This window comes from Lentzea flava (assembly GCF_014648475.1).
GTDB classification, from domain to species: Bacteria; Actinomycetota; Actinomycetes; order Mycobacteriales; family Pseudonocardiaceae; genus Lentzea; species Lentzea flava.
The window spans coordinates 1-25,105 of the sequence record NZ_BMRE01000082.1 but is presented as its reverse complement, the minus strand read 5'-3'; the positions used below and the strand labels follow the sequence as shown (position 1 = coordinate 25,105).

The 25,105-nt window shown below is 68.4% G+C and carries 26 protein-coding genes and 1 riboswitch; of the genes, 15 read left to right on the top strand and 11 right to left on the bottom strand.

The genetic code is table 11. The features are described from left to right. Positions 1-81: 81 nt before the first annotated feature. A complete protein-coding gene (cobN, locus tag IEZ09_RS42980; RefSeq protein WP_189259628.1) occupies positions 82-3,645 on the bottom strand; it encodes a cobaltochelatase subunit CobN in 3,564 nt (1,187 codons plus the stop codon). A gap of 9 nt (positions 3,646-3,654) precedes the next feature. Beyond that, positions 3,655-3,795, bottom strand: a riboswitch (adenosylcobalamin (AdoCbl) riboswitch). Between the two features lie 26 nt (positions 3,796-3,821). Here cobN and IEZ09_RS42975 point away from each other — a divergent pair. Genes IEZ09_RS42975 through IEZ09_RS42965 form a run of 3 tightly spaced genes read left to right on the top strand, consistent with a single transcriptional unit; the run spans position 3,822 to position 6,864 of the window. Continuing rightward, a complete protein-coding gene (locus IEZ09_RS42975; protein ID WP_189259627.1) occupies positions 3,822-4,802 on the top strand; it encodes a ferredoxin-like domain-containing protein in 981 nt (326 codons plus the stop codon). After that, positions 4,799-5,419, top strand: coding sequence for a precorrin-8X methylmutase (locus IEZ09_RS42970; protein WP_189259626.1), 621 nt, complete (start codon positions 4,799-4,801; stop codon positions 5,417-5,419). The genes IEZ09_RS42975 and IEZ09_RS42970 overlap by 4 nt, the downstream gene beginning before the upstream one ends. Continuing rightward, on the top strand, positions 5,416-6,864 hold the full coding sequence (locus IEZ09_RS42965; protein WP_189259625.1) for a precorrin-2 C(20)-methyltransferase: 1,449 nt from the start codon (positions 5,416-5,418) through the stop codon (positions 6,862-6,864). Before IEZ09_RS42970 ends, IEZ09_RS42965 begins: the two co-directional genes overlap by 4 nt. On the opposite strand, the gene IEZ09_RS42960 is transcribed toward IEZ09_RS42965, so the two are convergent. Then, positions 6,839-8,020, bottom strand: coding sequence for an MFS transporter (locus IEZ09_RS42960; protein WP_189259624.1), 1,182 nt, complete (start codon positions 8,018-8,020; stop codon positions 6,839-6,841). The genes IEZ09_RS42965 and IEZ09_RS42960 overlap by 26 nt on opposite strands. Positions 8,021-8,111: 91 nt before the next feature. Here IEZ09_RS42960 and IEZ09_RS42955 point away from each other — a divergent pair, with 91 nt between their 5' ends. Further along, the gene (locus IEZ09_RS42955; protein WP_189259623.1) at positions 8,112-9,125 is read left to right on the top strand and encodes a LysR family transcriptional regulator; all 1,014 of its coding nucleotides are present in this window, start codon (positions 8,112-8,114) and stop codon (positions 9,123-9,125) included. On the opposite strand, the gene IEZ09_RS42950 is transcribed toward IEZ09_RS42955, so the two are convergent. The 5 genes from IEZ09_RS42950 to IEZ09_RS42930 form a co-directional block, all read right to left on the bottom strand. Next, entirely contained in the window at positions 9,026-9,718 is a 693-nt protein-coding gene (locus IEZ09_RS42950) for a cobalt-precorrin-6A reductase (RefSeq protein ID WP_189259622.1), read from the bottom strand. The genes IEZ09_RS42955 and IEZ09_RS42950 overlap by 100 nt on opposite strands. Continuing rightward, on the bottom strand, positions 9,715-10,455 hold the full coding sequence (gene cobM, locus IEZ09_RS42945; protein ID WP_189259630.1) for a precorrin-4 C(11)-methyltransferase: 741 nt from the start codon (positions 10,453-10,455) through the stop codon (positions 9,715-9,717). Before cobM ends, IEZ09_RS42950 begins: the two co-directional genes overlap by 4 nt. After that, positions 10,452-11,597: a precorrin-6y C5,15-methyltransferase (decarboxylating) subunit CbiE gene (cbiE, locus tag IEZ09_RS42940; RefSeq protein ID WP_189259621.1), complete on the bottom strand. Its 1,146-nt coding sequence runs from the start codon at positions 11,595-11,597 to the stop codon at positions 10,452-10,454. The genes cobM and cbiE overlap by 4 nt, the downstream gene beginning before the upstream one ends. Continuing rightward, a complete protein-coding gene (locus tag IEZ09_RS42935; protein WP_189259629.1) occupies positions 11,578-11,967 on the bottom strand; it encodes a PPOX class F420-dependent oxidoreductase in 390 nt (129 codons plus the stop codon). Before IEZ09_RS42935 ends, cbiE begins: the two co-directional genes overlap by 20 nt. A 72-nt stretch (positions 11,968-12,039) precedes the next feature. Beyond that, a complete protein-coding gene (locus tag IEZ09_RS42930) occupies positions 12,040-14,310 on the bottom strand; it encodes a pectate lyase-like domain-containing protein (protein WP_301326524.1) in 2,271 nt (756 codons plus the stop codon). Positions 14,311-14,467: 157 nt separating this feature from the next. Here IEZ09_RS42930 and IEZ09_RS42925 point away from each other — a divergent pair, with 157 nt between their 5' ends. Both IEZ09_RS42925 and IEZ09_RS42920 read left to right on the top strand, forming a co-directional pair. Next, positions 14,468-15,307, top strand: a complete 840-nt coding sequence (locus IEZ09_RS42925; RefSeq protein WP_189259619.1) for a helix-turn-helix domain-containing protein — start codon at positions 14,468-14,470, stop codon at positions 15,305-15,307. Beyond that, entirely contained in the window at positions 15,282-15,464 is a 183-nt protein-coding gene (locus IEZ09_RS42920) for a DUF397 domain-containing protein (protein WP_189259618.1), read from the top strand. The genes IEZ09_RS42925 and IEZ09_RS42920 overlap by 26 nt, the downstream gene beginning before the upstream one ends. Here IEZ09_RS42920 and IEZ09_RS42915 read toward each other — a convergent pair. From IEZ09_RS42915 to IEZ09_RS42900, 4 genes are read right to left on the bottom strand one after another with little or no spacing between them, the layout of a single operon-like run. Beyond that, the gene (locus IEZ09_RS42915; RefSeq protein WP_189259617.1) at positions 15,442-17,106 is read right to left on the bottom strand and encodes an aminotransferase class V-fold PLP-dependent enzyme; all 1,665 of its coding nucleotides are present in this window, start codon (positions 17,104-17,106) and stop codon (positions 15,442-15,444) included. The genes IEZ09_RS42920 and IEZ09_RS42915 overlap by 23 nt on opposite strands. A 1-nt stretch (position 17,107) precedes the next feature. Beyond that, the gene (locus IEZ09_RS42910; RefSeq protein ID WP_189259616.1) at positions 17,108-17,866 is read right to left on the bottom strand and encodes an amino acid ABC transporter ATP-binding protein; all 759 of its coding nucleotides are present in this window, start codon (positions 17,864-17,866) and stop codon (positions 17,108-17,110) included. Continuing rightward, a complete protein-coding gene (locus IEZ09_RS42905) occupies positions 17,853-18,683 on the bottom strand; it encodes an amino acid ABC transporter permease (RefSeq protein WP_189259615.1) in 831 nt (276 codons plus the stop codon). The genes IEZ09_RS42910 and IEZ09_RS42905 overlap by 14 nt, the downstream gene beginning before the upstream one ends. Further along, entirely contained in the window at positions 18,673-19,575 is a 903-nt protein-coding gene (locus IEZ09_RS42900; RefSeq protein ID WP_189259614.1) for an ABC transporter substrate-binding protein, read from the bottom strand. The genes IEZ09_RS42905 and IEZ09_RS42900 overlap by 11 nt, the downstream gene beginning before the upstream one ends. A gap of 243 nt (positions 19,576-19,818) precedes the next feature. Here IEZ09_RS42900 and IEZ09_RS42895 point away from each other — a divergent pair, with 243 nt between their 5' ends. From IEZ09_RS42895 to IEZ09_RS42855, 9 genes are all read left to right on the top strand, one after another. Next, positions 19,819-20,370, top strand: coding sequence for a hypothetical protein (locus IEZ09_RS42895; protein WP_189259613.1), 552 nt, complete (start codon positions 19,819-19,821; stop codon positions 20,368-20,370). Positions 20,371-20,468: 98 nt separating this feature from the next. Next, positions 20,469-20,834 (top strand): thioredoxin, encoded by a 366-nt coding sequence (gene trxA / locus IEZ09_RS42890; protein WP_189259612.1) that lies wholly within the window; start codon positions 20,469-20,471, stop codon positions 20,832-20,834. A 33-nt stretch (positions 20,835-20,867) separates the two neighbouring features. Beyond that, positions 20,868-21,257: a phage holin family protein gene (locus IEZ09_RS42885; protein ID WP_189259611.1), complete on the top strand. Its 390-nt coding sequence runs from the start codon at positions 20,868-20,870 to the stop codon at positions 21,255-21,257. Further along, complete coding sequence (locus IEZ09_RS42880) at positions 21,254-21,541, top strand: DUF3618 domain-containing protein (RefSeq protein ID WP_189259610.1); 288 nt, start codon at positions 21,254-21,256, stop codon at positions 21,539-21,541. Before IEZ09_RS42885 ends, IEZ09_RS42880 begins: the two co-directional genes overlap by 4 nt. Next, complete coding sequence (locus tag IEZ09_RS42875; RefSeq protein WP_189259609.1) at positions 21,538-21,807, top strand: DUF4235 domain-containing protein; 270 nt, start codon at positions 21,538-21,540, stop codon at positions 21,805-21,807. The genes IEZ09_RS42880 and IEZ09_RS42875 overlap by 4 nt, the downstream gene beginning before the upstream one ends. Positions 21,808-21,890: 83 nt before the next feature. Beyond that, the gene (locus IEZ09_RS42870) at positions 21,891-22,751 is read left to right on the top strand and encodes a chorismate transformation FkbO/Hyg5 family protein (RefSeq protein ID WP_189259608.1); all 861 of its coding nucleotides are present in this window, start codon (positions 21,891-21,893) and stop codon (positions 22,749-22,751) included. A 38-nt stretch (positions 22,752-22,789) separates the two neighbouring features. Beyond that, positions 22,790-23,308: a VOC family protein gene (locus IEZ09_RS42865; protein WP_189259607.1), complete on the top strand. Its 519-nt coding sequence runs from the start codon at positions 22,790-22,792 to the stop codon at positions 23,306-23,308. Between the two features lie 22 nt (positions 23,309-23,330). Next, on the top strand, positions 23,331-24,419 hold the full coding sequence (locus IEZ09_RS42860; protein ID WP_189259606.1) for an S-(hydroxymethyl)mycothiol dehydrogenase: 1,089 nt from the start codon (positions 23,331-23,333) through the stop codon (positions 24,417-24,419). Further along, positions 24,419-25,018, top strand: a complete 600-nt coding sequence (locus IEZ09_RS42855; protein WP_189259605.1) for an MBL fold metallo-hydrolase — start codon at positions 24,419-24,421, stop codon at positions 25,016-25,018. Before IEZ09_RS42860 ends, IEZ09_RS42855 begins: the two co-directional genes overlap by 1 nt. The last annotated feature ends 87 nt before the right edge of the window (positions 25,019-25,105 follow it).

Below are 25,105 nucleotides of genomic sequence, written 5' to 3'. Positions count from 1 at the left end.
TCAAGCGGTGGCCGTGCCCATGTCAAAACCCAAGCGCCTCCTGGTTAAAACACCAGGTGAACAAAAGAGCCGTTCATCGTGTCAGGCGCCGTCTTCCAGGTCGCCCTCGGTTTCCAGGTAGGCCGCGCGGAGGGCGTCCAGAGTGGACGGTTCCGGGTGCTCCCACATCTTGCGGTCAGCCGCCTCCAGCAGGCGCTCGGCGATGCCGTGCAGCGCCCACGGGTTGGAGGTCTGCAGGAACTTGCGGGTCTCCGGGTCGAGCACGTAGGTCTCGGTCAGCTTCTCGTACATCCAGTCCGCGACGACGCCGGTCGTGGCGTCGTAGCCGAACAGGTACTCGACCGTGGCCTGCAGCTCGAACGCGCCCTTGTACCCGTGCTGCCGCATCGCCCCGACCCAGCGCGGGTTCACCACGCGGGCGCGGAAGATCCGTGAGGTCTCCTCCGTGAGGGTGCGGGTGCGCACGGCCTCCGGGCGCGTGCTGTCGCCGACGTAGGCCGCGGGTGCCTTGCCCGTCAACGCCTTCACCATCGTGACCATGCCGCCGTGGTACTGGAAGTAGTCGTCCGAGTCGGCGATGTCGTGCTCGCGGGTGTCGATGTTCTTGGCGGCCACCGCGATCCGGCGGTACGCCGACTCCATGTCCTCGCGCGCCGCCACGCCGTCGACGCCGCGGCCGTAGGCGTAGCCGCCCCACACCGCGTAGACCTCGGCGATGTCGGACGAGTCGCGCCAGTTGCGGCTGTCGATCAACGGCAGCACACCCGCGCCGTACGCGCCCGGCTTCGAGCCGAAGATCCGCAACGTCGCCCTGCGCCGGTCGCCGTGTTCCGCGAGGTCCGCGACCGTGTGCGCGCGGACGTAGTTCTGGTCCGCGGGCTCGTCCAGGTCGGCCACGAGCTGCACGGCATCGTCCAAAAGGGACACGACGTGCGGGAAGGCGTCGCGGAAGAAGCCGGAGATCCGGACGGTGACGTCGATGCGCGGCCTGCCCAGCTCCTCCAGGGAGATCACTTCGAGACCCGTGACGCGGCGCGACTGGTCGTCCCACACCGGCCGGACGCCCAGCAGCGCGAACACCTCGGCGATGTCGTCACCGGCGGTGCGCATCGCGGACGTGCCCCACACCGACAGGCCGACCGAGGGCGGCCACTCGCCGTCGTTCTCCTCGCGGTAGCGGGCGAGCAGCGAATCGGCCATCGCCTGGCCGGTCTCCCACGCGAGGCGCGACGGGATGGCCTTCGGGTCGACCGAGTAGAAGTTGCGGCCCGTCGGCAGCACGTTCACCAGGCCGCGCAACGGAGAACCCGACGGCCCGGCCGGGATGTAGCCGCCGTCCAGCGCGTGCAGGACGTTCGTCATCTCGTCCGTGGTGCGCGCGAGCCGCGGCACGACTTCCAGAGCCGCGAACTCCAGGATCTTCTGCACGTCTTCCGACTCGTGCAGAGTCCGTGCGACAGAAGCGTCCCAGCCCGCGTCCTCCATCGCCTGGACGAGCGCGCGGGCCTGTTCCTCGACGGCGTCGACGTCTTCGCGAGCCGTGCCCACCAACCCCAGCGCCTCACGCAGGCCCGGCAGCGCGGCGACCTGGCCGCCCCACATCTGCCGCGCCTGCAGCATCGCGAGCACGAGGTTGACCCGCACCGAGCCGGTCGGCGCCTGGCCGAGGACGTGCAGGCCGTCGCGGATCTGGACGTCCTTCACCTCGCACAGCCAGCCGTCGACGTGCAGCAGGAACTCGTCGAACTCGGCGTCGTGCGGCCGGTCGTCCAGGCCGAGGTCGTGGTCTAGCTTCGCGGCCTGGATCAACGTCCAGATCTGCGCGCGGATCGCCGGCAGCTTCGCCGGGTCCATCGCGGAGATATTGCCGTACTCGTCGAGCAGCTGCTCCAGCCGTGCGATGTCGCCGTAGCTGTCCGCGCGGGCCATCGGCGGCACGAGGTGGTCGACCAGCGTGGCGTGCGCGCGCCGCTTCGCCTGCGTGCCCTCGCCGGGGTCGTTGACGAGGAACGGGTACACCAGCGGCAGGTCGCCCAGCGCCGCGTCCGTGCCGCAGGACGCCGACATGCCGACGGTCTTGCCGGGCAACCACTCCAGGTTGCCGTGCTTGCCGACGTGCACCACGGCGTCGGCTTTGAAGCTCGACTCGATCCAGTGGTACGCGCCCAGATAGTGGTGCGACGGCGGCAGGTCCGGGTCGTGGTAGATCGCGATCGGGTTCTCGCCGAACCCGCGCGGCGGCTGCACCATGACGGTGACGTTGCCGGACCGCAGCGCCGCCAGCACGATCTCGCCGTCGGAGCTCCTGCTGCGGTCGACGAACAGCTCACCGGGCGCGTCGCCCCAGTGCTCCTGCATCGACTCGCGGAAGTCCTCCGGCAACGTCTCGTAGAACGCCCGGTAGTCCGCCGCGCTGATCCGCACGGGGTTGCTCTCGAACTGCTCCTGCGTGAGCCAGTCCGCGTCCTGCCCACCGGCGGCGATCAACGCGTGGATCAACGCGTCGCCGTCCAGCTCCTCGACGCCCGGCAGGTCGTCGCCGATGTCGTACCCGTGCTCCTTCATGGCTTTCAGCAGCCGCACGGTGGAGGCGGGCGTGTCGAGCCCGACCGCGTTGCCGATGCGGCTGTGCTTGGTCGGGTACGCCGACAGCATCACGACGATCTTGCGTTCTGCGACCGGGATGTGCCGCAGCCGCGCGTGCCTCGTCGCGATGCCGGCAACGCGCAGCGCCCGCTCGGGGTCGGCCACGTAGACCGTGAGCCCGTCGGAGTCGATCTCCTTGAACGAGAACGGAACCGTGATGATCCGGCCGTCGAACTCCGGGATCGCGACCTGGGTCGCGGTGTCCAAAGGAGACAGACCGTCGTCGTTGGAGTCCCACGACTCGCGGCTCGACGTGAGGCACAACCCTTGCAGGATCGGCACGTCCAGCGCAGCCAACGCCCCGACGTCCCACGCCTCGTCGTCACCACCGGCGCTCGCCTTCGCGGGGTTCGTGCCACCCGCGGCCAGCACCGTGACGATCAGCGCGTCTGCCTGCCCCAGCGTTTCCAGCAGTTCCGGCTCTGCCGTCCGCAACGACGAGCAGAAGACCGGCAGCGGCTTGCCGCCCTTGGCCTCGATCGCGTCGCACAGCGCGTGCACGAACGCCGTGTTGCCCGCCACGTGATGTGCCCGGTAGTAGAGCACCGCGACCGTCGGCCCGTCCGCGGCCTCCTCGCGCTCCAGCACACCCCACGTGGGCGTGGCCACGGGCGGCGCGAACCCGTGCCCGGTCAGCAGAATCGTGTCTTCCAGGAACTTGTGCAGCTCGGTGAGGTTCGCGGGCCCGCCGTGCGCCAGGTAGAGGTGCGCCTCCGCGCAGACACCACCGGGGACCGTCGAGAGCTCCATCAGCGCCGCATCCGGCTGCTGCTCACCACCCAGCACCACCACGGGCAGGCCGCTCGCGAGCAGCCAGTCGAGGCCTTCCTCCCACATCCGGCGTCCGCCGAGGATGCGCACCACGACCAGGTCCACACCCTCGACCAGGGCGGGCAGGTCGTCGACGGTGAGACGCGCGGGGTTGCCGAGCCGGTACTCGGCACCACTCGCCCGAGCCGACAGCAGGTCGGTGTCGGAGGTCGACAGCAGCAGGATCACGCAGGCTCCATCCCTCGTGGGGTCCTCGCCCCAGGTTGCGGGTGACAGGCGAAGCGGAGTTCCTGACTCCCAGCGGTGCGCTGGTCACAGTGGCGGGACCGCGCCGGATTCACACCGGCTTCCTCCTGCGCTTCGTCGTTCGGGCTCACCCTAACCGGCGGGTTACAGTCCGACCTATGCGTAGTCACCCGGATGCCTGCCCCGGCGCCGTCGAGCTGCACCAGGCAGCCGATGGCGGGCTCGCGCGCATCCGGGTGCCGGGCGGCAGTCTTTCCGCTGCTCAGTGGGACGTCGTGCGCCTCGCCGCCCTGGAGCTCGGCACCGGTGTCCTGGAGTTCACCTCGCGGGCGAACCTGCAGATCAGGGGCCTGGCGGACGGCTTGGAGCTGGGTGCGCGGTTGCGTGCGGCGGGCCTGCTGCCCTCTGCCACGCACGAACGCATGCGCAACATCATCGCGGCGCCCCTGGAATCGAATCAGGCCCTGGTCAACGCGCTGGACGCGGCTCTGTGCGCGGACCCCGTGCTGGCCTCGCTGCCAGGGCGTTTCCTCGTCACGGTCGGCGCGTCCGTGAGCGGGCTCGGCGGTGACTTCGGCCTGGTCGACGACGTTCTGCTGCTCGCCGGTACCGATACAGGTGTCCGGGTCGAGGACCCTGTCGACGCTCTCGTGACCGCTGCCCGGCTGTTCCAGGAGATGCGGGGCAGTGCCTGGCGCCTGTCCGAAGTGGACGGCGGTGTGCGAAAGATCACCGAGCACTTCGGGGTTGCAGACGCCCCGCGGATCACTCCGGTTGTGACGCCGGTCGCACCTTCGCCGGTGACACCGGGGGTGCCGCTGGGGCGGTTGGACGCACGTCTGCTCGCCGGGGTGCCGGTGCGGTTGACGCCGTGGCGCAGCCTCGTCGTGCCGCCGGGTACGGACACGACCGGCTTGATCACGGATCCCGCTTCGCCCTGGCACGGCGTCAGCGCCTGCACGGGCCGTCCCGGCTGCGCGAAGTCGTTGTCCGACGTACGGGCCGACGCGCGCGCCTGGCTCGGAACCCCCCATGCGCTCCCGGTCCACTGGTCGGGTTGCTCACGCCGATGTGGCCGCCCACAGGGTGATGTGATCGAGTTCGTCGCGACAAGCGACGGCTACGAGGAGATCAGGTGACGGAGTACATCAAGGACGGCGCGGAGATCTACCGCCGTTCCTTCGCGACGATTCGCGCGGAGGCGGACCTCGCGGGGTTCCCGCAGGACGTCGCGAGGGTCGTCGTGCGGATGATCCACTCGTGCGGCATGACCGACCTGACGCACGACATCGCCTTCTCCCCCAACGTCGTGCGGCACGCCCACGCCGCCTTGCTCGACGGCGCGCCGATCATCTGCGACGCCAACATGGTCGCGGCCGGGGTGACCCGTCGCCGCCTGCCCGCGGACAACGAGGTCCTGTGCTACCTGCAGGACCCGCGCACACCCGAACTGGCCAAGAAGATCGGCAACACGCGCAGCGCGGCCGCCCTCGAACTCCTCGCGGACCGCTTCGGAGACGCCGTCATCGCCATCGGCAACGCCCCGACCGCGCTGTTCCACCTGATCGACCTGATCGAGCAGGGCGCCCCCAGGCCCGCCGCGGTGCTGGGCATCCCGGTGGGCTTCATCGGCGCGGCGGAGTCCAAGGAAGCTTTGGCCGCAACGGATCTGGAGCACCTCGTGGTGCACGGCCGGCGCGGCGGCAGCGCCATGACGGCGGCGGCCATCAACGCGATCGCGAGCGAGGAAGAATGACGGGCAAGCTGTACGGCGTCGGCCTGGGTCCCGGTGACCCGGAACTCGTGACGGTGAAGGCCGCACGACTCATCGGGGAAGCCGACGTGGTCGCGTTCCACAGCGCCCGGCACGGTCGCAGCGTCGCGAAAACCATTGCAGAGCCCTATTTCCGCGAGGGTCAGATCATGGAACAGCTGATCTACCCGGTGACGACCGAGGAGACGGACGACTACCAGGGCGAGATCGACCAGTTCTACGAAGAGGCCGCCGCCCGCCTCGCCGCGCACCTCGACGCGGGCCGCAACGTCGTCGTCCTCGCCGCGGGTGACCCGTTCTTCTACGGCTCGTACATGCACATGCACAAACGCCTCGCCGACCGCTACGAATGGGAAGTGGTCCCCGGCGTGACGAGCGTCAGCGGCGCGAGCGCGGTCCTCGGCACCCCGCTCGTGGAACGCGACGAGGTCCTCACGATCCTCCCCGGCACGCTCCCGCCGGCAGAGCTGGCCGAGCGCCTCAGGAACACCGACTCGGCCGCGATCCTCAAGCTGGGCCGCACGTTCGGCAATGTCAGGAAGGCCCTCGACGAGGCAGGCCGGCTCGGCAACGCCTGGTACGTGGAGCGCGCCACCACGGGCCGCCAGAAGACGTCGCCGCTGGCCGACGTCGACCCGGACACGGTGCCGTACTTCTCGCTGGCGCTGCTGCCCAGCCACTCCAAGCCCGAGCCGCGCAAGGGCGAGGTCACCGTCGTGGGCCTCGGCCCCGGCAACACCTCCTGGCTGACCCCGGAGGCCCGCCAGGAACTGGAAGCCGCCGACGACCTCGTCGGCTACACCACCTACCTCAACCGCGTCCCCGACCGGCCGGGCCAGACCAAGCACGCCTCCCACAACCAGGTCGAGTCCGAACGCGCCGCCTTCGCCCTCGACCTCGCCCGCAAGGGCAGGCGGGTCGCGGTCGTGTCGTCGGGCGATCCGGGCGTCTTCGCCATGGCCACCGCCGTGCTGGAAGTGGCGGCCGAACAGCCGGACGTGCCGGTGAAGATCATCCCCGGCGTGACGGCCGCGAACGCCGTGGCCGCCAAGGCGGGCGCGCCGCTCGGGCACGACTACGCGGTGATCTCGTTGAGCGACCGCCTCAAGCCGTGGGACGTCATCGCTTCCAGGCTCGAAGCCGCGGCCAAGGCCGACCTCGTGATCGCGATCTACAACCCGGCGTCCAAGGCCCGCACGCACCAGGTCCACGAGATGCGCGACCTGTTGCTGAAGCACCGCGATCCCGACACCCCGGTGGTGGTCGGCCGCGACGTCGGCGGGCCGGAGGAAGAGATTCGAGTCGGCACGCTCGAAACGCTCGACCCGGACACGATCGACATGCGCTGCCTGCTGATCATCGGCTCGTCGCAGACGATCGTGACGGAGGCGGGCGTGGTGTTCACGCCGCGCCGCTATCCGTCCTGAGCAGCAACGGAGTCGCGAGCAAGATCAGCCCGGAGAGGGTGATCGCGGCGAGCGGGCTGGTGAGCGTGGCCAGCCCGCCCCAGATCACCATCAGGGCGGCTTGAACGAGTTTGCTGCTGACGCTCCACGTCGTGAGCACCTGTGCGACCCGATCGGCGGGAGTGCGCTGAAGGCGTTCTGTCGCGAGGATCGGGTTGAACACACCCATGGCCGTGATCAGCAGGCCTTCGACGACGATCACCGTGAGAAGTCCGGCAACACCGGGCTGGACCAGCGCCAGGCCGAGCGGGAAGGCCGAGCGCAGCCAGCCCGAGACGATCATCACCCGCTGCCGGCCGTGCCGGGCGGAGAGCCGTGCGGACAGGCGGGCACCGGCGAAGCCGCCGAGCGCGGGAACGCCGAACGCCAGACCGTACTGCCAGGCGGGGAAGCCGTACTCGCCCAGCAGCAGCACCGCCAGGAGCGGGACGGTGGCCATGATCAGGCCGCTGACCAGGATCGAGTTGAGGAACAGCCGCCGCAGCACGCGATCGGCGAGGATGAACCGCCAGCCGGCCAGGAAGCCGGGCTTCCGCGACGTCTCCCGCGCAGCGACGTCGGTGCCTCGGATGCGCAGGATCCCGAGCGCGGACAACAGGTAGCTCAGCGCGTTGGCGAAAACGGTGACGACCGGGCCGAGCAGCCCGACGAGCGCCCCGCCCAGCGGAGGACCGGCCGCGGTCGCCACCCAGCTCGTGCCCTCGAACCTCCCGTTCGCGACGAGCAGCCGATCGCCGCGGACGAGGTGCTTCAGGTACGCACCGGACGCGGCGGTGAAGGCGATGCTCGCGGTCCCGGAGACGACCGAGACGACCAGCAGCTGCCCGAACGACAGCGAGCCGTGGAAGTACGCGACCGGAACGCTCGCCATCGCGAGAAACCTGACCAGGTCCATCACGATCATCACGGGACGCTTGGCCCTGCGCTCGACCCACGGCCCCAGCGGAAACGCGACGACCGCCGCGACCGCGAGGCCCGCCGCTTCCAGCACCGACACGGCGAACGCCGTCGAATGCAGCACCTGAACCGCGATGAGCGGAAACGCCCCGAACGCGATCCACGTCCCGTAAGTGCTGACGGCGTAAGCCGACCACAACCATCCGAAGCTGCGCCCCATGGCCGCATCACATCGCCTGCACCACGGCAAGATCAAACAACCGTCTGCCGGTGAGCCACAACGAACGGTTGTGCATGCTTAGGCTCGTGCCATGGACACCGAGGCAGTGCGATCGTTCGTCCTCGCGGCCGAGTTCGGGCAGCTGCAACACGCGGCCGACGAGCTGGGCGTGACGCAGCAGGCCGTCTCGAAGCGGATCGCCACCCTGGAACGGCGGCTCGGCGTCCAGCTGTTCACCCGCACGGCCCGCGGTGTCGAGCTGACCTCGGACGGTCAGGCGTTCCTGCCGCACGCGCACAGCATCGTCACGGGCGTCGATCGCGCCATCAGCGCGATCACACCGGGAGCGCTCCGGATCGACGTGCTCGGTTTCCGGAGCGCGCAAGCCGTTGTCCTGCATGACTTCTGGCGATCACACCCCGGGATCCGCCTCGACGTGGTGACCCTCAGGGAGAACGACCCGCGCGCGGTGGTCGCCGCCATCCGGGCCGGTGAGGTCGACGCCTCGTTCCGCACCGTCACGGATCCGGCCGCGCTGCCGCACGACGTGCGCATGATCCACGCGTTCGACTCGCCGCTGGAGCTCCTCGTCGGCCCCCGGCACCCGCTGGCGTCAGCGAGCACCGTGACCCCGGCCCAGCTGCGCGGGTACCGGATCTGGGTGCCGGGAATCGCGCCCCGCAGCGAGTGGGCGGATTTCTACGACCAGCTCGCCACCGCGTTCGACCTGCGCGTCGACGGGGCGGGCCCGCACTTCGGCGACGAGGTGCTCCTCGACACCCTCGCGGATTCGGCCGACGTGGCCACCTTCGTCGGGGCGCGCGACCGGTATGTGTGGCCCGCAGGTCACGGCCTGCGCCGCATCCCGATCGTGGACCCGGTGCTCGTCTACCCGTTGTCGTTGCTGCTGCCCGAGAACGCGCACCCAGGACTGCGGCCGATCATCGACCACTTCCGGAACCTGGCACCTGTCACCGAGGACGCATGGCGTCCGTCGTGGGGATCTCAGGCGTCCAGCCAGCGCAGCGCGTCCTCCACCGTCGGCACCACCTCGGCAGGGGGCAGCGGCGGCCTGCGCACGATCACCACCGGGACGTCGAGCTGACGTGCGGCCTCCAGCTTGGCCGACGTCATCGACCCGCCGCTGTCCTTGGTGACCAGCACGTCGATCTCCCGCGACCGCATGAGGTCCAGCTCGCCGTCCACAGTGAACGGTCCGCGCGACAGCAGCACCTCGATCCGTTGCGGCATCGGCGGTTCCGGCGGCTCGACCATCCGGGCCAGGAACCACTGCGGGCAGTGCGCGAACTCCGCGAGATCCTGCCGCCCGGTCGTGAGGAACACCCGCGAGCCGGGCAGGTTCCGCGCCGCGTCGGCGACGCTGTCCTCCCACTGCCAGCCGTCCTGCGGCTCGAAACCGGGTCGCCGCAGGATCAGGAGCGGCACGCCGACGCGCTCACAGGCCTCGAAGGCGTTGGCGGTGATCTGCCGCGCGAACGGGTGGGTGGCGTCGACGACGGCGTGGATGTCGTTGTCCCGCAACCACTGCGCGAGCCCGTCGACACCGCCGAAGCCGCCGATCCTGACCTCGCCGACCGGCAGCCGCGGCGCACTCACCCGTCCGGCCAGCGACGAAATCGCAGGAACACGGGCCGCCAGCTCGCGAGCCTCGCCCGTCCCGCCGAGGATCAGGATCATCGAACGCGGGTCGCCGAGTACAGGTGGCTGTCGGGGAACTGCGTCGCCCCCAGCACCTTGCCCACGATGATCACCGCGGTCCGCTTGATCCCCGCCGCCTGGACCTGCGAGGCGATGTCCTCCAACGTCCCGCGCAGCACGATCTCGTCCTCGCGCGAGGCGTACGCCACCACCGCCACCGGGCAGTCCAGCCCGTAATTCGGCACCAGCTCCGCGACCACGTCGGCGATCCGCTGCACGGCCAGGTGCAGCACGAGGGTCGCGTGACTGCGCCCCAGCGTGTCCAGGTCCTCGCCGTCGGGCATCGGCGTGGCGCGCTGCGAAGTGCGCGTGAGGATCACCGTCTGCCCGACGCCCGGCACGGTCAGCTCGCGCTGCAACGACGCCGCGGCGGCCGCGAACGCCGGCACACCAGGAGTCACGTCGTACGGGATCCCCAGCGCGTCGAGGCGCCGCATCTGCTCGGCCATCGCGCTGAACACCGCAGGGTCCCCGGAGTGCAGCCGCGCCACGTCCAGCCCCTGCTCGTGGGCCGCTTCGAGCTCCGCGACGATCTCGTCCAGCGTCAGCTCGGCGGTGTCGACCTTGCGCGCACCGGCCGGACAGAAGTCCAGCAGCTCCACCGGCACCAACGCGCCCGCGTACAGGCACACCGGCGACGACTCGATCAGCGAACGTCCGCGCACGGTGATGAGGTCGGCGGCACCCGGACCGGCGCCGATGAAGTGCACGGTCACTTCGTCACGCTCCACGTCGTCACGGGCAGGTGCGGCCGCCACCCGGTGAACCTGCCGACGGACGACCCGCGGTTCACCGCGATCCGCACCAGGTCACCGCCGACCTTCGCGTACCACTGCGCCACCACGGCCTCGGACTCGAGCGTCACGGCGTTCACGACCAGCCGCCCACCGGCACCCAGCGCGTCCCAGCAGGTCTGCACCAGGCCCGGCACCGTCAAGCCGCCACCGATGAAGATCGCGTCGGGCTTCTCCAGCCCCTCCAGCACCTCGGGCGCGCGTCCGATGTGGATCTCGACACCGGGCACGCCGAGCGAGGCCGCGTTGCGCCGGATCCGCTCGGCGCGTTCGGCGGACTGCTCGACCGCGATCGCCCGGCACGTCGGGTGCGTCCGCGCCCACTCGATCGCGATGGAACCCGACCCGGCGCCCACGTCCCACAGGAGCTGGCCGGGCAACGGCGCCAACGTCGACAGCGAAATAGCCCGCACCTCACGTTTGGTCAACTGGCCGTCAGTCTCGTACGCGTCGTCCGGCAGCCCGGGCACCCGCGAGTAGGCGCTCCCGGCGTACTCGGCAGCGATGACGCACAACGGATCCGCACTTTCCCCGGACCACTGGTAGACCCGCTCGGCGGGCCCACCCAACTGTTCGAGCACTGTAATCGGCCCGGCGATTTCCGCAACGGTCGCGGGATCACCACCCAGCACCAAGATCCGGCGCCCCGGCGTCAGAGCAGGTCGCAGCAGGTCGGGCGACCGCCCCACCAGCGACACGACCTCGACCTCGTTGAGCGCCCACCCGAGCCGCGCGCAGGCCAGCGACACCGACGAGGGGTGCGGGATGACGGTGACGCGCGAGCCCAGCAGCCGGACGAGCGTGGTGCCGATGCCGTGGAACATGGGGTCACCGGACGCCAGCACGCACACGTCCCGGTACTTCTCGAACAGCGCAGGCAGGGCCGGGACCAGCGGCGACGGCCACGCGACGCGTTCGAACTCCCCTGGTACGAGATCAAGCTGGCGCTTGCTGCCCATCAGCACCTTCGCCGAGCGGATCGCGCGCTGCGCGGCAGGCGACAGGCCGTCCCAGCCGTCGGCTCCGATGCCGACGACGACAACGTCAGACTGTTCCGGTGACACGCTTCACCTGAATCTCGATCACCACGCGCTCCGGGTTGACCCGCGGCTGCCGGTACCGCTCCGCATACCGCCGCACGGCCTCCTCCACCGAGGCCGGGTCCTCGCGCACGACAGCGGGACCCTCCACCGTGGACCAGCGCCGACCGTCCACCTGGCACACCGCCGCGTAGCCGGCCTTGCGCACGTGCTTGACCTTCCACGACGCGCCGTGCGTGATGATCCGCGCGATGCCGTTCTCCAGATCGAGCGTCACGCCCACCGGTACGACGTGTGGCGTGCCGTCCGGACGGACGGTGGACAGCGTGCACAGGTGCCGCTCGGTCCAGAACTCGGCGAACTCTGCGCCCCGCTCGATCGACATGGCACGCATCATCCCCGCGCGGGGCCCGCTGACGAAATCGAGGGAGAGCACGATCACGGCAGCGGGCCCTGCGACCAGGCCCTACGGGTAGCTGACGACGTTCACCGGCACCGTGCCCGGCGGCGTCACCGCGCCCACGTCGTTCACCACGTGGGTGATCGTTCCCTGGTAGTTGAGCGACACCGTCAGCAGGTTGTGCATCCTCACGCCGGACCGGATGGGCACCTCGAACGCGTGCTCGGCCCGCACCGACGGGTTGACGTTGAAGAAGCAGTAGCTGCCGAGCCCCCACGCCTCGTGCGTGGTGACGTTGTCGCCGACCTTGTAGGCCGCGTACCCGGCGACGCCGTTGGGTGCCGTCCAGGAGGCCTGGTTCGGCACGTCGTACGGCATCTCGCTCTGGAAGAAGATCGTCCGGCCGCCCTGGCCGTTCCAGATCACCTGGTACTTCTGGTAGTGCTCGACGAACAACCCGGTGGCCAGCACGTCGTTGCCGTTCACGACGACACCCGTGTCGCCTTCGGCCTCGGTCCAGCCCCACGTTCCGGCGTTGCCGTGGTCGGCGCGCCACGCCCAGGTGTGGTCGATGATCGTGTTGTGGCTGTTGACGACCAGGCTGTTGGTCGCCTTGCCCGCGACCGCCCCGCCGACGCGGAAGAACACGTCCTGCAACGTCGTCGGGTTCGCCGCGTGCGATGCCGACGAACCCGCAGGCCCGACCGTCAGCAACGCGGAGGAACGCGTGGTCCCGGCGTCGAACAGGATGCCCTTGATCCGCACTCCGTCGACGTCCGCGACCTGCATCGCGTTGACCCCGTTGTCCGGCACGATCGTCGCGTAGCCGATGCCGAGCACCACGGTGTTCGGGCGCGTGACGTTGATCGTCTGGTTCACGTGGTAGATGCCGGGCGTGAAGAACAGGTTGCAGCCCTGGGCCAGCGCCGCGTTGATCGTCGAGGCGGTGTCACCGGACTTCACGACGTAGAACTGGCTCATCGGCAACGAGGTGCCCGGCGTGCCGCCGTTGATCCACGACGCACCGGAAGCGTTGGTGCGCAACGAAGGCAGGAACACCCGGTACTTGCCGGCCTCGAAGTAGAGGTACGGAACGTCCCGCGAGACCGGCGTGGTGGCGAGCGTCGTCTCCGGCGGCGACGGGAACGTGTTGGCCGGTGCGCCAGGCGTGCCGGAGAACACCATGTTCCACACACCGCCGTCCCAACTGCCGTAGTTGGAATCGCGCGTGTACCACTGCTGCTGCGAGATGGACGCCGTCTGACCCGACACCCGCGTATCAGCCGTGTAGCCACCGGAGGCGAACCCGTACGACGCCGGGTACAAAGCCAAGTTGCCGCGGATGTCCATGCGGCGGAACGGCGCCGCCTGCGCCACGGCCCACCTGTTGGTGCCGCTGCTCGGGTTGACCGCCATGTTCTCGGCCGAGCGCCAGAAGTTCTGCAGCGCAACGCCCTTGTCCGACTCGTTGAACGCGTCGACCGTGATGTCGCCGTTGATCACGACATCGCCCGGATTGCGCCCAAGACCCGCAACGGACGTGTAGTAGCCCACGTCGTCATGGACGTTGTACGTGCCCGGCTTGAACAGGTGCGCGACCCGGCGCGGCGCCATCTGCGCCGTCAGCGTGTCCTTCTGCTGGTTGAAGTCCGCGTCGAGCTGCGTCTGGATGCTCGCGGCGGACATCGACGGGTCGAAGATCCGCGTGTTCGGCCCGAAGTTCGGGGTGTCGGACTGGACGCACCCCTGCTGCGTGCCGATCGTGTAGGTCGCACTCGCCACGGTCGAGTTGGTCAGGCCGGACTTGATGCCGATCGCGTTGATCGTGCGGCTGCTGGGCACGGAGATCGGCCCGCTGTAGACCGGGGACGACGACGTCGGCGTCGAACCGTCCACTGTGTACCGGATCGTCGCGCCCGAGGTGGCCGTCGTGATCGTCACGGTCTGCCCGGACGTGTACGAGCCGCCGGGCGGGCTGAACGTCGGCGTCGCGACCTGCGCGGGCGCGCTGCCGTGGGTGTAGGTGAAGTGCGGGGTGTCGTACTGCGGCCCGCTCTTCTCGTAGGTGAACCAGTACTCGATCACCGTGCCCGACGACAACGACCCGACGGTCTTCTGCCAGGTCCCGGCGTTGTTCGTCATGCGGAAGTTCTGCTGCGGAATCCCGGTGACGAGGTAGTGCACGTCGACGTACAGGGCAGGGGTCGTCGGCGTGAAGTCGATCCTCGCCTGAGTGGCGTCCAGCGCCGTCACACTCTGCGTGTAGTCCTCGGCCGCCGAAGCGGTGGACGACGCCAGTGACGACAGGGCAATCGCTGTGGCGGCCAGGCCGGCCAGCCATCTCACCTTTGAGAGCGCTCTCACACCTGGAACGGTAAACACGAGATGTCGCTAAGCGAAAGATGCAAGCGAAGGGAAAGAAGAACCGGAACTGCCACCGTTTTCACCCGAACGAGCGAGTTCTTGTATTGAATACAAGCCATAGCGTCGGGCTATGACTCCCTCCACCGCGTACAGCAGGGACCTGGGCGACGAGCTGCGCCGACTCCGCGAGACCTGCACCGGGCTCAAGAGCAACGAGCTCGCCAAGAAGCTCGGCTGGGACCCGAGCAAGATCTCCACCATCGAACACGGCAAAGCCCGCGCCAGCGAGATCGACCTCATCCAGTACTTGTCGATGTGCGGCAAGGACATCGACTTCGTCAACGATTTCAAGCGCCGCTACCAATACGCGTTCGACGAGTACGTGGTCCAGGTGTCCGGCAACCTGCGCACGATGGCGATGGCGGAGGCGACCGCCACGACGATCACCAGCTACGACCAGCTGGCCATGCCGGGCCTGCTGCAGTCACCCGAGTACGCCGACGGCATCTACCGGATGACCGGACTCGTCGCCGAGGAACGCATTCCGAACCTCGTCCAGTACCGGACCGAACGTCAGGCGGTCCTGCGTCGGCACAACCGGCCGACTTGCTTGTTCTTCATCCACGAGAACGTGCTGGAGCTGCAGGTCGGCAACCACGAGATCATGGAGGACCAGTACGCCCGCCTCCTGTTCAACTCGCACACCATCCGGATCGTGCCCAAGGACGCGCCGATCGTCTCTTCCAGCTTCGTGCTCTGGGAGTTCGCGAAGGCGCGGTCACTCGTCTTCAGCGAAACCGTTCACGCGAACGTCTTCGTGGAAGACCCAGGCGCCATCGCTCGCACCAGGCTCATCTTCGACCGCCTGGATGAGCACGCCTTGAGTGCGGAACAATCGCGGAGCAAGCTGGCGGAGTACGTCAGCCCACCGCGAGAGGACGTCGATGACTCAGGACCGCACCTGGCGTAAGAGCACCTACAGCGGCGGAGCGGAGGACAGCAACTGCGTCGAGGTGTCGCTCACCCACGACGCACTCGTGCGGGACTCGAAGAACGCGAGCGGTGACGTCCTCGCGTTCTCGGCCCCTGCCTGGAAAGCGCTGATCAGGTCCCTCGGTTCTCGTTGAGGTAGTTGTAGATCGTGTAGCGGGTGACCTCCAGAACGCCCGCCAGATGGTCGACCGAGTCCCGGATGAGGAAGAACCCCGCCTCGTCCAGGACTCGCACGACCTGCGACTTGTGCACCTTCTTCATCAGCTCGACCGGCACGCCCACATCGGCGATCGCCTTCTCGACCAGCACCCGCTGCAACGTGTCCACGTCCTGCGGAAACGACTCGACCGGACCGGAAGCCTCGTGCGCCGCGAGCTTGTTGACGCACAAGCACCCCACGGCCACACCGTTGGCATCACGCACGAAGGTGGTCGACGACCAGATCGCCCGCCCATCAGGCGCATACGTCTCGTAACCCGGCATGTCGGTGGTCGTCCCGCGCCGGACCAGCCCCAGCAACAGGTCGGTCATCGGCCCACCCACCTGCCGCCCGGTCAGCGACCCGGCGATCGCGATGATGGAGTTCGGCAATCGCGAGAGGTCGTGCACCACGACCTCGGTGTCCGGTCCCAGGGCAGCAGCCAGGCTCTCGACCGTCGGCACCAACGCCGACAACGCCGCAGGCACCGGTGAGGTGCTCGCCCCGGACAGCGACTGCAGCGCGGCCCGCACCCGTTCCAGCGTCCCGCGCGTGGTCGTGGCGTGCGGCGACAACCGCACGTGCTCGGGCCGCACGGTCGCCGTGACGCCGAAGGCGTTCAACGCCTCCCCGACCACCGAAGCCGCCTCGGGCATCGTGAACGCCAGGATCCCCGCACGGCGCTCCCGCTCCGACACGATCTTGCCGCCGCACGACAGCACGATCTCCTCCAGCTCGGCGACCACCGAGGAGACAGCCGACTCCAAAGCCGCGACGCCGGCCAGTTCCACCAGCTCCAACGCCTCCGCGAAGGCACCGGACACGACCGGCGAGAGGTTCGTGATGTTCCAGGAAGCGGCGTCCGGGGCGGGATCGTGCACCGAGTTGTCGAACAGGCCCGCGTCCACCGCGCCGGTCCAGCCCGACAACACCGGCGAAAGCCGTTCCAGGGCAAGATCGGAGAGCACGACGAAACCGGTGCTCCACCCGGCCCGCAACCACTTCTGCCCGCCGACGACCAGCACGTCGGCGAGCTCCCACGGCTCGTCGACCACGCCGAAGCCCTGGATGCCGTCGACGATCAGCAGCCGGTCGCCGATCACCTCGCGCAACGTCGCCAGGTCCGCGCGGTAGCCGGTGCGGAAGTCCACAGCGGACACCGACAGCGCGGTCACCTCGGGAGCCAGCCCGGCGGCCACCGCCCCCGGTGTCACCGGACCGTCCAGCACCACCGACGGCAGGCCCGCCCGCACCCACGGATAGGTGTTGGACGGGAACTCCGCGGCCGAGTACATGACCGTCCCGGACAGCCCGAAAGCGGCCTGGAACAACCCGACGGACGTGTTCGGCACCAAAGCGACATGATCGGTGTCGGAGCGGCACAGCCGGGCGACGGCAGCCTTCACCCGTTGTTCCTCGCGCATCAGCGTGTCCACTGTGGAGGGACCGGCGAGGGAGGCCTGCTCCATCAGCCGTGAGGTGGCCTGCACCACCGGGATCGACGGCGGGCCGAAGCGGGCGAAGTCGAGGTACCCCTCCGGTTCGCGGAACTGGGCGAGGTACGAGGAGTCGATCAACTCAGAACACCTTTGCGAGGAACTGTTGCGTACGCGGCTGTTGTGGATTGTCCAGCACGTCCGCCGGAGTGCCGCTCTCCACCACGGCGCCGTCGACGAGGAACACCACGCGGTCGGCGACCGAGCGGGCGAAGCCGATCTCGTGAGTGACCACGATCATCGTCATGCCGTCGCGGGCGAGCGAGGTCATGACGTCGAGCACCTCGCCGACCAGCTCCGGGTCCAACGCGGACGTGGGCTCGTCGAACAGCATCAGCTTGGGCTTCATCGCCAGGGCGCGCGCGATCGCAACACGTTGCTGCTGGCCACCGGACAGCTGCCCCGGATACGCGCCCGCCTTCTCCGCTAGGCCCACCCGTTCGAGCAGAGCCAGCGCCTCCGCCCGCACCTCGGCCCGGTCGCGGCGCAGCACCTGGACCGGGCCCTCCATGACGTTCTCCAGGGCCGTGCGGTGCGGGAACAGGTTGAAGCGCTGGAACACCATGCCCACGTCGCGCCGCTGCCGGGCGACCTCGTGTTCGCGCAGCTCGAACAGCTTCCCACCGGCGGCCCGGAACCCGACCGGGACGCCGTCGACCCAGATCCGGCCGGCGTCGATCGTCTCCAGGTGGTTCACGCACCGGAGAAAAGTGCTCTTCCCCGCTCCGGACGGGCCGAGCAGGCAGACGACCTCGCCGCGCTCGACCTCCAGGTCGATGCCGCGCAACACTTCGGTGTGGCCGAACGACTTGCGGACCCCGATCGCCTCAACGAGGGCCATACGCACGCTCCAGGTAGTGCTGCCCGACCGACGCGAGGGACACCATCACGAGGTACCAGGCCGCGGCGGCGAACAGGGTTTCCATGATCTCCAGGTTGCGCGACGAGATGTTGTTCGCGGCGTGGATGAGCTCCAGGAAGGCGATCACCGACGCCATCGAGGTGCCCTTGATCATGTTGATGAAGTTGTTGCCGGTCGGCGGGATGATCACGCGCATCGCCTGGGGCAGCACGACCCGGCGCAACGTCGTCATCGGCGTCATGCCGATCGACTTCGCCGCCTCGGTCTGACCCGCGTCGACGCTGCTCAGGCCCGCGCGGACGATCTCGGCCATGTAGGCGCTCTCGTTCAGGCCCAAGCCCAGCAGCGCCGCGACGAACGCGGTCATGACCACGTTGGTGGGCACCGAGAACAGCATCGGGATGCTGATGTTCTTGAACACCAGCGCGAGGTTGAACCAGATCAGGATCTGCAGCAGCACCGGCAGGCCGCGGAACAGCCAGATGTAACCGACGGCGAACCACCGCGCGACGGGGTTCGCGCTCAACCGCATCAGCGCGATCACCACGCCCAGCACGATCGCGCCGCCCTGCGCGCAGACGGCGAGCACGATGGTGTTGAGCAGGCCTTCGAGCATCACGGGGTGCGTGAAGAACCCCGGCACGTCCTCCCACTGGATCTGCGCCTCGGCCATCGCCCAGCCCAGGCCCGCGATGATCAGGACGATCACCGCGCCGCTGACCCACCGCCAGGGGTGGCGCAGCGGTACGACGACCAGGTCTTCCCTCAGATCGTTCGGGCGGAGATCACTTGCCATTGATGGTGGCCTTCGTGATCGCGCCCTGCTTGATGTCCCAGGTGGTGAGGATCTTCGCGTAGGTGCCGTCGTCGATCAGCGACTGCAGCGCGCCCTTGATCGCCTCGCTCAGCTTGGCGTTCTGCTTGTTGACGCCGATGCCGTACGGGCCGCCGTTGATCGGCGGGAGCTGGACGACCTCGAAGTAGCTGCCGTCCCCCGCGGTCTTCGCGACGTAGACGGCGGTCGGCAGGTCGTTCAGGATCGCGGCGACCCGGCCGGTGCGCAGCTGGTTCTGGTTGCCGGTGTCGCTGTCGGTGACGCTGAGCTGCACCTCGGGCTTGCCGGCTGCGACGCACTTCTGGCTCTGCTCCTTGGCGAACTGCTCCTGCGAGCTGCCGAGGTTCACCGCGACGCCCTTGCCGCACAGGTCGTCCGGGCCCTTGACGCCCTGCGGGTTGCCCTTCTGCACCATGATCGTGATGCCGGAGGTGAAGTAGTCGACGAAGTCGATCTTCTGCTGGCGCTCGGCGGTGTCGTTCATCGCCGCCATCGTCACGTCGACGCGTTTGGTCTCCAGGCTGGTGATCAGCGAGCTGAACGCCATGTCGCTGTGCTCGGCCTTGAGCCCGAGCTTCGCGGCGATCGCCTTGATCAGGTCGACCTCGGACCCCATCGGGGTCTTGCCGTCCTGGTCGTAGAAGTTGTTGGGCGGGTTCTGGATGTTCGACCCGACCCGCAGCTTGCCCGTCGAGGCGATCTCGGCCGGGACCAGCGCGGCGAGCTGGTCGTCCTTCTTGACCGACGACAGGTCGGACGACGGCGGCGTGGACGTCTGCGTGGTGTCAGACGTGGACCCGCAGGCGGCGAGCCCCAGTACGAGCAGCGAGGTCACGAGCAGGCGGCGCATCATGGCGGGGACCGTACAACACAGAGTTGAAGACGTCCACAAAAAGTTGAACCGATTCGGCGGCAGTGGCGGGCTCCAAATGGCGGAGAATGGCGTCGTACACCCCTATTCTCGACCGTCAGGAATTCCGGCCGAACTCGGAGAACAGGTTGTCAGCCTTGACGCGCCGCTGCTACGGTCAATTACCTTGGGGAATCTCCGTAAAAGATCAGCGACTCCCCCCCGTCGTGAAGGGGTTTGTTTCGCATGAAAAGAACATCGCGGCTCTGCCGCGTCGCAATCGCGCTCGCTTTGAGCCTGCCGCTCGTCGTCACCACGGCGCAAGTCGCGGGCGCAGCGCCGGCACCCTCGGCGTCCGACGTGGCGAAAGCCCTCGACAGCAGGAGTTTCGCGGCACCGAGACCCACCGCGAACGCCGCCGCCTGCCCTCAGCCCGGTCAGCGCGTGAAGACGTCCAGCTCGCCCGCCGTCTACCTGGTGGACCCGAATTATCTGCTGAACTGGATTCCCGGCGAAACCGAGTACTTCAACCTGTGGAACAGCTGGAGCGGAATCGCGACCTACAACAACCTCTTCACCGAGTGCTACAGCGGCTACTACACGATGCGAAATGCGCATCTGGCCAAGCTGAGCTCCGGACCCGCGATTTACATCTGGGACGCCCAAATCGTGTCCGGCGGAGCTTATCGCTGGATCACCAGCGAGGCTGTTTTCAACAAGTACGCCTTCGCCTGGTCGAAGGTGCGGACTCAGTCCTCGATCGGGCCGATCGCCGTCAACTACCCGTGGAACTTCTAGCGGCTCATCCCCGCCGCCGGTGATGCCAGGCACGCCAGGAATTCTTCCGGCTTGTGGTCCGTTGAACTGGGTACCCCCAGCGAAACGAGGAGGACCACATGGCGACGGTCGAGCTGACCACGGAGAACTTCGACGAGGTGGTCGGCGGATCCGACATCGTCCTGGTCGACTTCTGGGCCGAGTGGTGCGGCCCGTGCCGCGCGTTCGGGCCCACGTTCGAGGCCGCGTCGGAGAAGCACGAGGACCTCGTGTTCGGCAAGGTCGACACGGAGGCGCAGCAGGAGCTGGCTGCCACGTTCGGCATCCGCAGCATCCCGACGTTGATGATCGTCCGCGAGGGTGTCGTGCTGTTCGCGCAGCCGGGCGCGCTGCCCGCGAACGCGCTGGACAGCCTGATCCAGCAGGCGCGTGACGTGAACATGGAAGAGGTTCACGCACAGGTGAGCCAAGCCCAGCAGGGCTGATTGGCCCAGATCGGCTGTGGGTACCTGACGTGCATGAACACCGACACGTCGACCGCACAGCTGGTCAACCAGCTGTCCGAACAGGTGAGCAGGCTCGCCCGCGATGAGATCCGTCTCGCGGTCGCCGAGCTGAAGGACAAGGGCAAGCACGCCGGTGTCGGCGCCGGGATGTTCGGCGCGGCCGGCGTGTTCGCGTGGTGGGGCGGGCTCAGCATCGTCGCGGGCCTGATCCTGCTGCTGGCACTGGTGGTTCCGCCGTGGGCGGCCGCGTTCATCATCGCGGCCGCTCTTCTGCTGATCGCGGGCGTCGCGGCGCTCATGGGCCGCAGCCAGGTCAAGCAGGCCACTCCCCCGGTGCCGCGGCAGGCGATGGACAACGTCCAGGAGGACATCGCCACGATCAAGGAGCGTGCGCACCGATGAGCGACCCCAAGGAAGAGCTGCAGCGCGACGTCGAACGCACTCGCCGCGAGCTCGGTGAGACCGTGGAAGCGTTGGCGCACAAGGCCGACGTGCCCGGCCGGGTGAAGGAACAGGCGCGCGAGACCAAGGTCAGGATGACCAGGGCCACCAGCGAGGCGATCGACTCGTTGCCCGAGCCGGTGGCGGAACAGGTGGAGAAGGCGCGCCGGCACCCGGCGGCCATTGCGGCGGTGCTCATCGCACTGGTCCTCGTCATCTGGAAACTCTCCAGGAGGAATGCATGAAGTTCCTGTACCGCCCACTGGGAATGCTGCTCGGCGCGCTGGGAGGCTTCCTCGCGACCGCGATCTTCGGTCAGATCTGGAAAGTCGTCGCGGGTGACGAAGAAGCACCGAGCGCGACGATGAGGAACCGGACGTGGCGCGAGGTCCTGCTGGCCGCTGCGTTGCAGGGAGCCATCTTCGGCCTGGTGAAGGCTGTGATCGATCGCGGTGGCGCCAAGGGGTTCCAGAAGCTGACCGGCAAATGGCCCGGTGACGAAGAGGATTGATCGTCTCTCCAAACGAGACGCGGAGGTACACGCGGGGAGTCCCGCGACCTAACCTGGCCCGGTCGCCTGCGAAAGGGCCAGTGATGACTCGTCAGCTGCGGGCTCGTGCGCTGTCCTCGAGGTTCGAGCCGCTCACCGCGGTCCCGGACGACCCGGCCCGCTCCCGGTTGGGCGTCGTGAGGTTCGCCGGCACGTCGTTCAACCCGGTGCTGCGGGCCGGGCATCCGGAACTGACGGTCTGCCTCGCCGACGACGAGACCGGTTTCGCCGAGGTCTGGACGAGTTCACGCGGCGTGGAATCCGGCGAGCACAAGGCGATCACGTACGCGCACGACGGCGAATACCTGTTCTGCGCCGGGCGGATTCCCCCGTGCGACGAGCACACCTACGCCGCGCGCCTCGCGTTCCGCGCCGCGCTGGAACTCGCCGGGAAGCTCGGCTACCACCACGTCTTCCGGATGTGGAACTACCTGCAGGACCTCACCCCGCAGATGTACCGCGAGTTCCTGATCGGCCAGGCGGAGGCGTTCGCGAAACGCCCGGTCACGTGGAGCGGCCTGCCGGCGGCGGCCGTGGTCGGCTCCCCCGGCGGCGGCATCGCGTTCCACTTCCTGGCCTGCCGCACCGGCACCCCGACCACGATCATCGCGCCGAGCGGCGCGCGTGGCGTCTACCTGCACGGCAGGCTGTTCTTCACCGCGCCGTCGCTGGACGACGCCGAGGAGCTGATGAGCGCGGCGAACCTCGCGCAGTGGGGCGTCGACGACGGTTTCGGTCTGCACGACATCACGTCGTTGAAGGTGTACGCGCGGCAACCGGGTGATCTTTCGCTGGCGCGGTTCGAGTGCGACACCCGTCTCGATCACGAGACCGGCGTGGCGTTTCTGCTGGCCACCTTGCTTCAGGAAGACCTTGCCGTAGAGTTCGAGGGCGTCATCGGCTAGGCCTGCGGAAGTTTGAACAGTCAACTATTCTAACCGGCATGCCACAGCCAGAGGGTGCCGAACTCGACGCGATCAGGGCCAAGCGCGACGAGCTGCGCGAGAAGTACGTGAAGCCGCTCGGCGAGCGCGGCGGCTCACCCACCCGCGGCGTCCACCACATCGCGTTGATCTGCAAGGACGTCGAGGAGACCATCAAGTTCTACCAGGAGTTCCTCGGCTTCCCGCTGGTGGAGCTCGTGGAGAACCGCGACTACCGCGGCTCCAGCCACTTCTTCTTCGACCTCGGCCACAAGAACCTGCTGGGGTTCTTCGACTTCCCCGGCCACGACCACCCGGCCTTCATGGAGACGATCGGCGCCGTGCAGCACCTGGCGCTGTCCATCTCGCCCGAGCGGTTCGACGAGATCAAGGCCAAGCTGGACGGTGCGGGGATCGAGTACCTGGGCCCGGACCGGGGCGTCGAGGACAGCCTGTACATCCGCGACCCCAACGGTGTAGGGATTGAGTTCTACCGGGAGGAACTCGGCGAGTTCGAGGGCACGACGTTGATCAAGTGATCTTCGAGGACGGAGTCGCAGCGTGGCGCAAGAGGTCCGTGGTGTTGTCGCCAGAGGAAAAGGCCAGCCGGTCGAGCTGACCACCGTGCTCGTCCCGGACCCCGGTCCCGGCGAGGCCGTGGTGCGCGTGCAGGCGTGCGGCGTCTGCCACACCGACCTGCACTACCGCGAGGGCGGCATCAACGACGAGTTCCCGTTCCTGCTGGGCCACGAGGCCGCGGGCGTCGTGGAGTCCGTGGGCTCCGGTGTTTCCGGCCTGGAGCCCGGCGACTTCGTCGTGCTGAACTGGCGCGCGGTCTGCGGCACCTGCCGCGCTTGTCGTCGTGGCAAGCCCTGGTACTGCTTCTCGACGTTCAACGCCTCGCAGCCCATGACCCTGGCTGACGGCACTCCGCTCTCTCCCGCACTGGGCATCGGCGCGTTCGCCGAGAAGACGTTGGTCCACTCAGGACAGTGCACGAAGGTCGACCCGACCGCCCGCGCCGCCGCCGTTGGCCTGCTCGGCTGCGGCGTCATGGCGGGCGTGGGCGCCGCCATGAACACCGGCGGCGTGACCAGAGGCGACTCGGTGGCCGTGATCGGCTGCGGCGGCGTGGGCGACGGCGCCATCGCGGGAGCCCGCATCGCCGGCGCCGCGAAGATCATCGCCGTCGACACCGACCCGCGAAAACTGGAGTGGGCCAAGGGTTTCGGCGCCACCCACACCATCAACGTCCGCGACGTCGACGACGTGATCACCGAGATCCAGCACCTGACCGACGGCTTCGGCGCCGACGTGGTGATCGACGCCGTGGGCCGCCCGGAAACCTGGAAGCAGGCCTTCTACGCCCGCGACCTGGCCGGAACCGTTGTCCTGGTGGGCGTTCCGACCCCCGACATGAAGATCGAGATGCCGCTGATCGACTTCTTCTCGCGCGGCGGCTCGCTGAAATCGTCGTGGTACGGCGACTGCCTGCCCTCGCGCGACTTCCCGATGCTCGTCGACCTGTACCAGCAGGGCCGCTTCGACCTGGACGCGTTCGTCACCGAGGAGATTCCTCTGGACGGCGTCGAGGGCGCCTTCGAGAAAATGCACCGCGGCGACGTGCTGCGATCGGTCGTGGTCTTCTGATGGCACTGCGGGTTGATCACGCGGTCACGTCCGGCACGTTCTCGTTGGACGGCGAGACGTTCGACGTCGACAACAACGTGTGGGTGATCGGCGATTCGTCGGAGTGCGTCGTCATCGACGCGCCGCACGACGTCGACGCGATCCTGAAGGTCGTCGACGGGCGCCGCGTGGTGGCGATTCTGCTGACGCACGCGCACGACGACCACGTACGCGTTGCGCCGGATCTGGCGCATGCCACGGGTGCGCCTCTCGCGCTCCACCAAGACGACCACATCGTGTGGTCGCTGACGCACACCGGCGTGATTCCGCACCAGGCGTTGGAAGATGGTCAGATTCTGACCGTCGCCGGTGAAGAGATCCACGTGCTGCACACGCCTGGGCATTCGCCTGGGGCGGTGTGCTTCTACGTGCCGTCGCTGGGGGCGGTGTTCACCGGGGACACGTTGTTCCAGGGTGGGCCGGGGGCTACCGGGCGGTCGTTCTCGGATCGGCCGACGATCGAGAGGTCGATCAGGGAGAAGCTGTTCGAACTGCCCGGCGACACCGTGGTCCACACCGGCCACGGCCCGGACACCACCATCGACGCCGAGCGCTTCTAGCCGGGGGAAGCCACGTGGATGAAGGGTCCCTTCATCCACTGAACTGGTCCCGGAAAGTTGGACTGGCTAAGTAAAGGTTAGGCCGCG

Coding starts and splice junctions, on each gene's coding strand:
- IEZ09_RS42975 (WP_189259627.1), top strand. CDS start 3,822: ATGCGTAGTCACCCGGATGCCTGCCCCGGCGCCGTCGAGCTGCACCAG.
- IEZ09_RS42965 (WP_189259625.1), top strand. CDS start 5,416: ATGACGGGCAAGCTGTACGGCGTCGGCCTGGGTCCCGGTGACCCGGAA.
- IEZ09_RS42960 (WP_189259624.1), bottom strand. CDS start 8,020: ATGGGGCGCAGCTTCGGATGGTTGTGGTCGGCTTACGCCGTCAGCACT.
- IEZ09_RS42955 (WP_189259623.1), top strand. CDS start 8,112: ATGGACACCGAGGCAGTGCGATCGTTCGTCCTCGCGGCCGAGTTCGGG.
- IEZ09_RS42950 (WP_189259622.1), bottom strand. CDS start 9,718: ATGATCCTGATCCTCGGCGGGACGGGCGAGGCTCGCGAGCTGGCGGCC.
- IEZ09_RS42935 (WP_189259629.1), bottom strand. CDS start 11,967: ATGCGTGCCATGTCGATCGAGCGGGGCGCAGAGTTCGCCGAGTTCTGG.
- IEZ09_RS42925 (WP_189259619.1), top strand. CDS start 14,468: ATGACTCCCTCCACCGCGTACAGCAGGGACCTGGGCGACGAGCTGCGC.
- IEZ09_RS42920 (WP_189259618.1), top strand. CDS start 15,282: ATGACTCAGGACCGCACCTGGCGTAAGAGCACCTACAGCGGCGGAGCG.
- IEZ09_RS42910 (WP_189259616.1), bottom strand. CDS start 17,866: ATGGCCCTCGTTGAGGCGATCGGGGTCCGCAAGTCGTTCGGCCACACC.
- IEZ09_RS42905 (WP_189259615.1), bottom strand. CDS start 18,683: ATGGCAAGTGATCTCCGCCCGAACGATCTGAGGGAAGACCTGGTCGTC.
- IEZ09_RS42900 (WP_189259614.1), bottom strand. CDS start 19,575: ATGATGCGCCGCCTGCTCGTGACCTCGCTGCTCGTACTGGGGCTCGCC.
- IEZ09_RS42895 (WP_189259613.1), top strand. CDS start 19,819: ATGAAAAGAACATCGCGGCTCTGCCGCGTCGCAATCGCGCTCGCTTTG.
- trxA (WP_189259612.1), top strand. CDS start 20,469: ATGGCGACGGTCGAGCTGACCACGGAGAACTTCGACGAGGTGGTCGGC.
- IEZ09_RS42885 (WP_189259611.1), top strand. CDS start 20,868: ATGAACACCGACACGTCGACCGCACAGCTGGTCAACCAGCTGTCCGAA.
- IEZ09_RS42880 (WP_189259610.1), top strand. CDS start 21,254: ATGAGCGACCCCAAGGAAGAGCTGCAGCGCGACGTCGAACGCACTCGC.
- IEZ09_RS42875 (WP_189259609.1), top strand. CDS start 21,538: ATGAAGTTCCTGTACCGCCCACTGGGAATGCTGCTCGGCGCGCTGGGA.
- IEZ09_RS42870 (WP_189259608.1), top strand. CDS start 21,891: ATGACTCGTCAGCTGCGGGCTCGTGCGCTGTCCTCGAGGTTCGAGCCG.
- IEZ09_RS42865 (WP_189259607.1), top strand. CDS start 22,790: ATGCCACAGCCAGAGGGTGCCGAACTCGACGCGATCAGGGCCAAGCGC.
- IEZ09_RS42855 (WP_189259605.1), top strand. CDS start 24,419: ATGGCACTGCGGGTTGATCACGCGGTCACGTCCGGCACGTTCTCGTTG.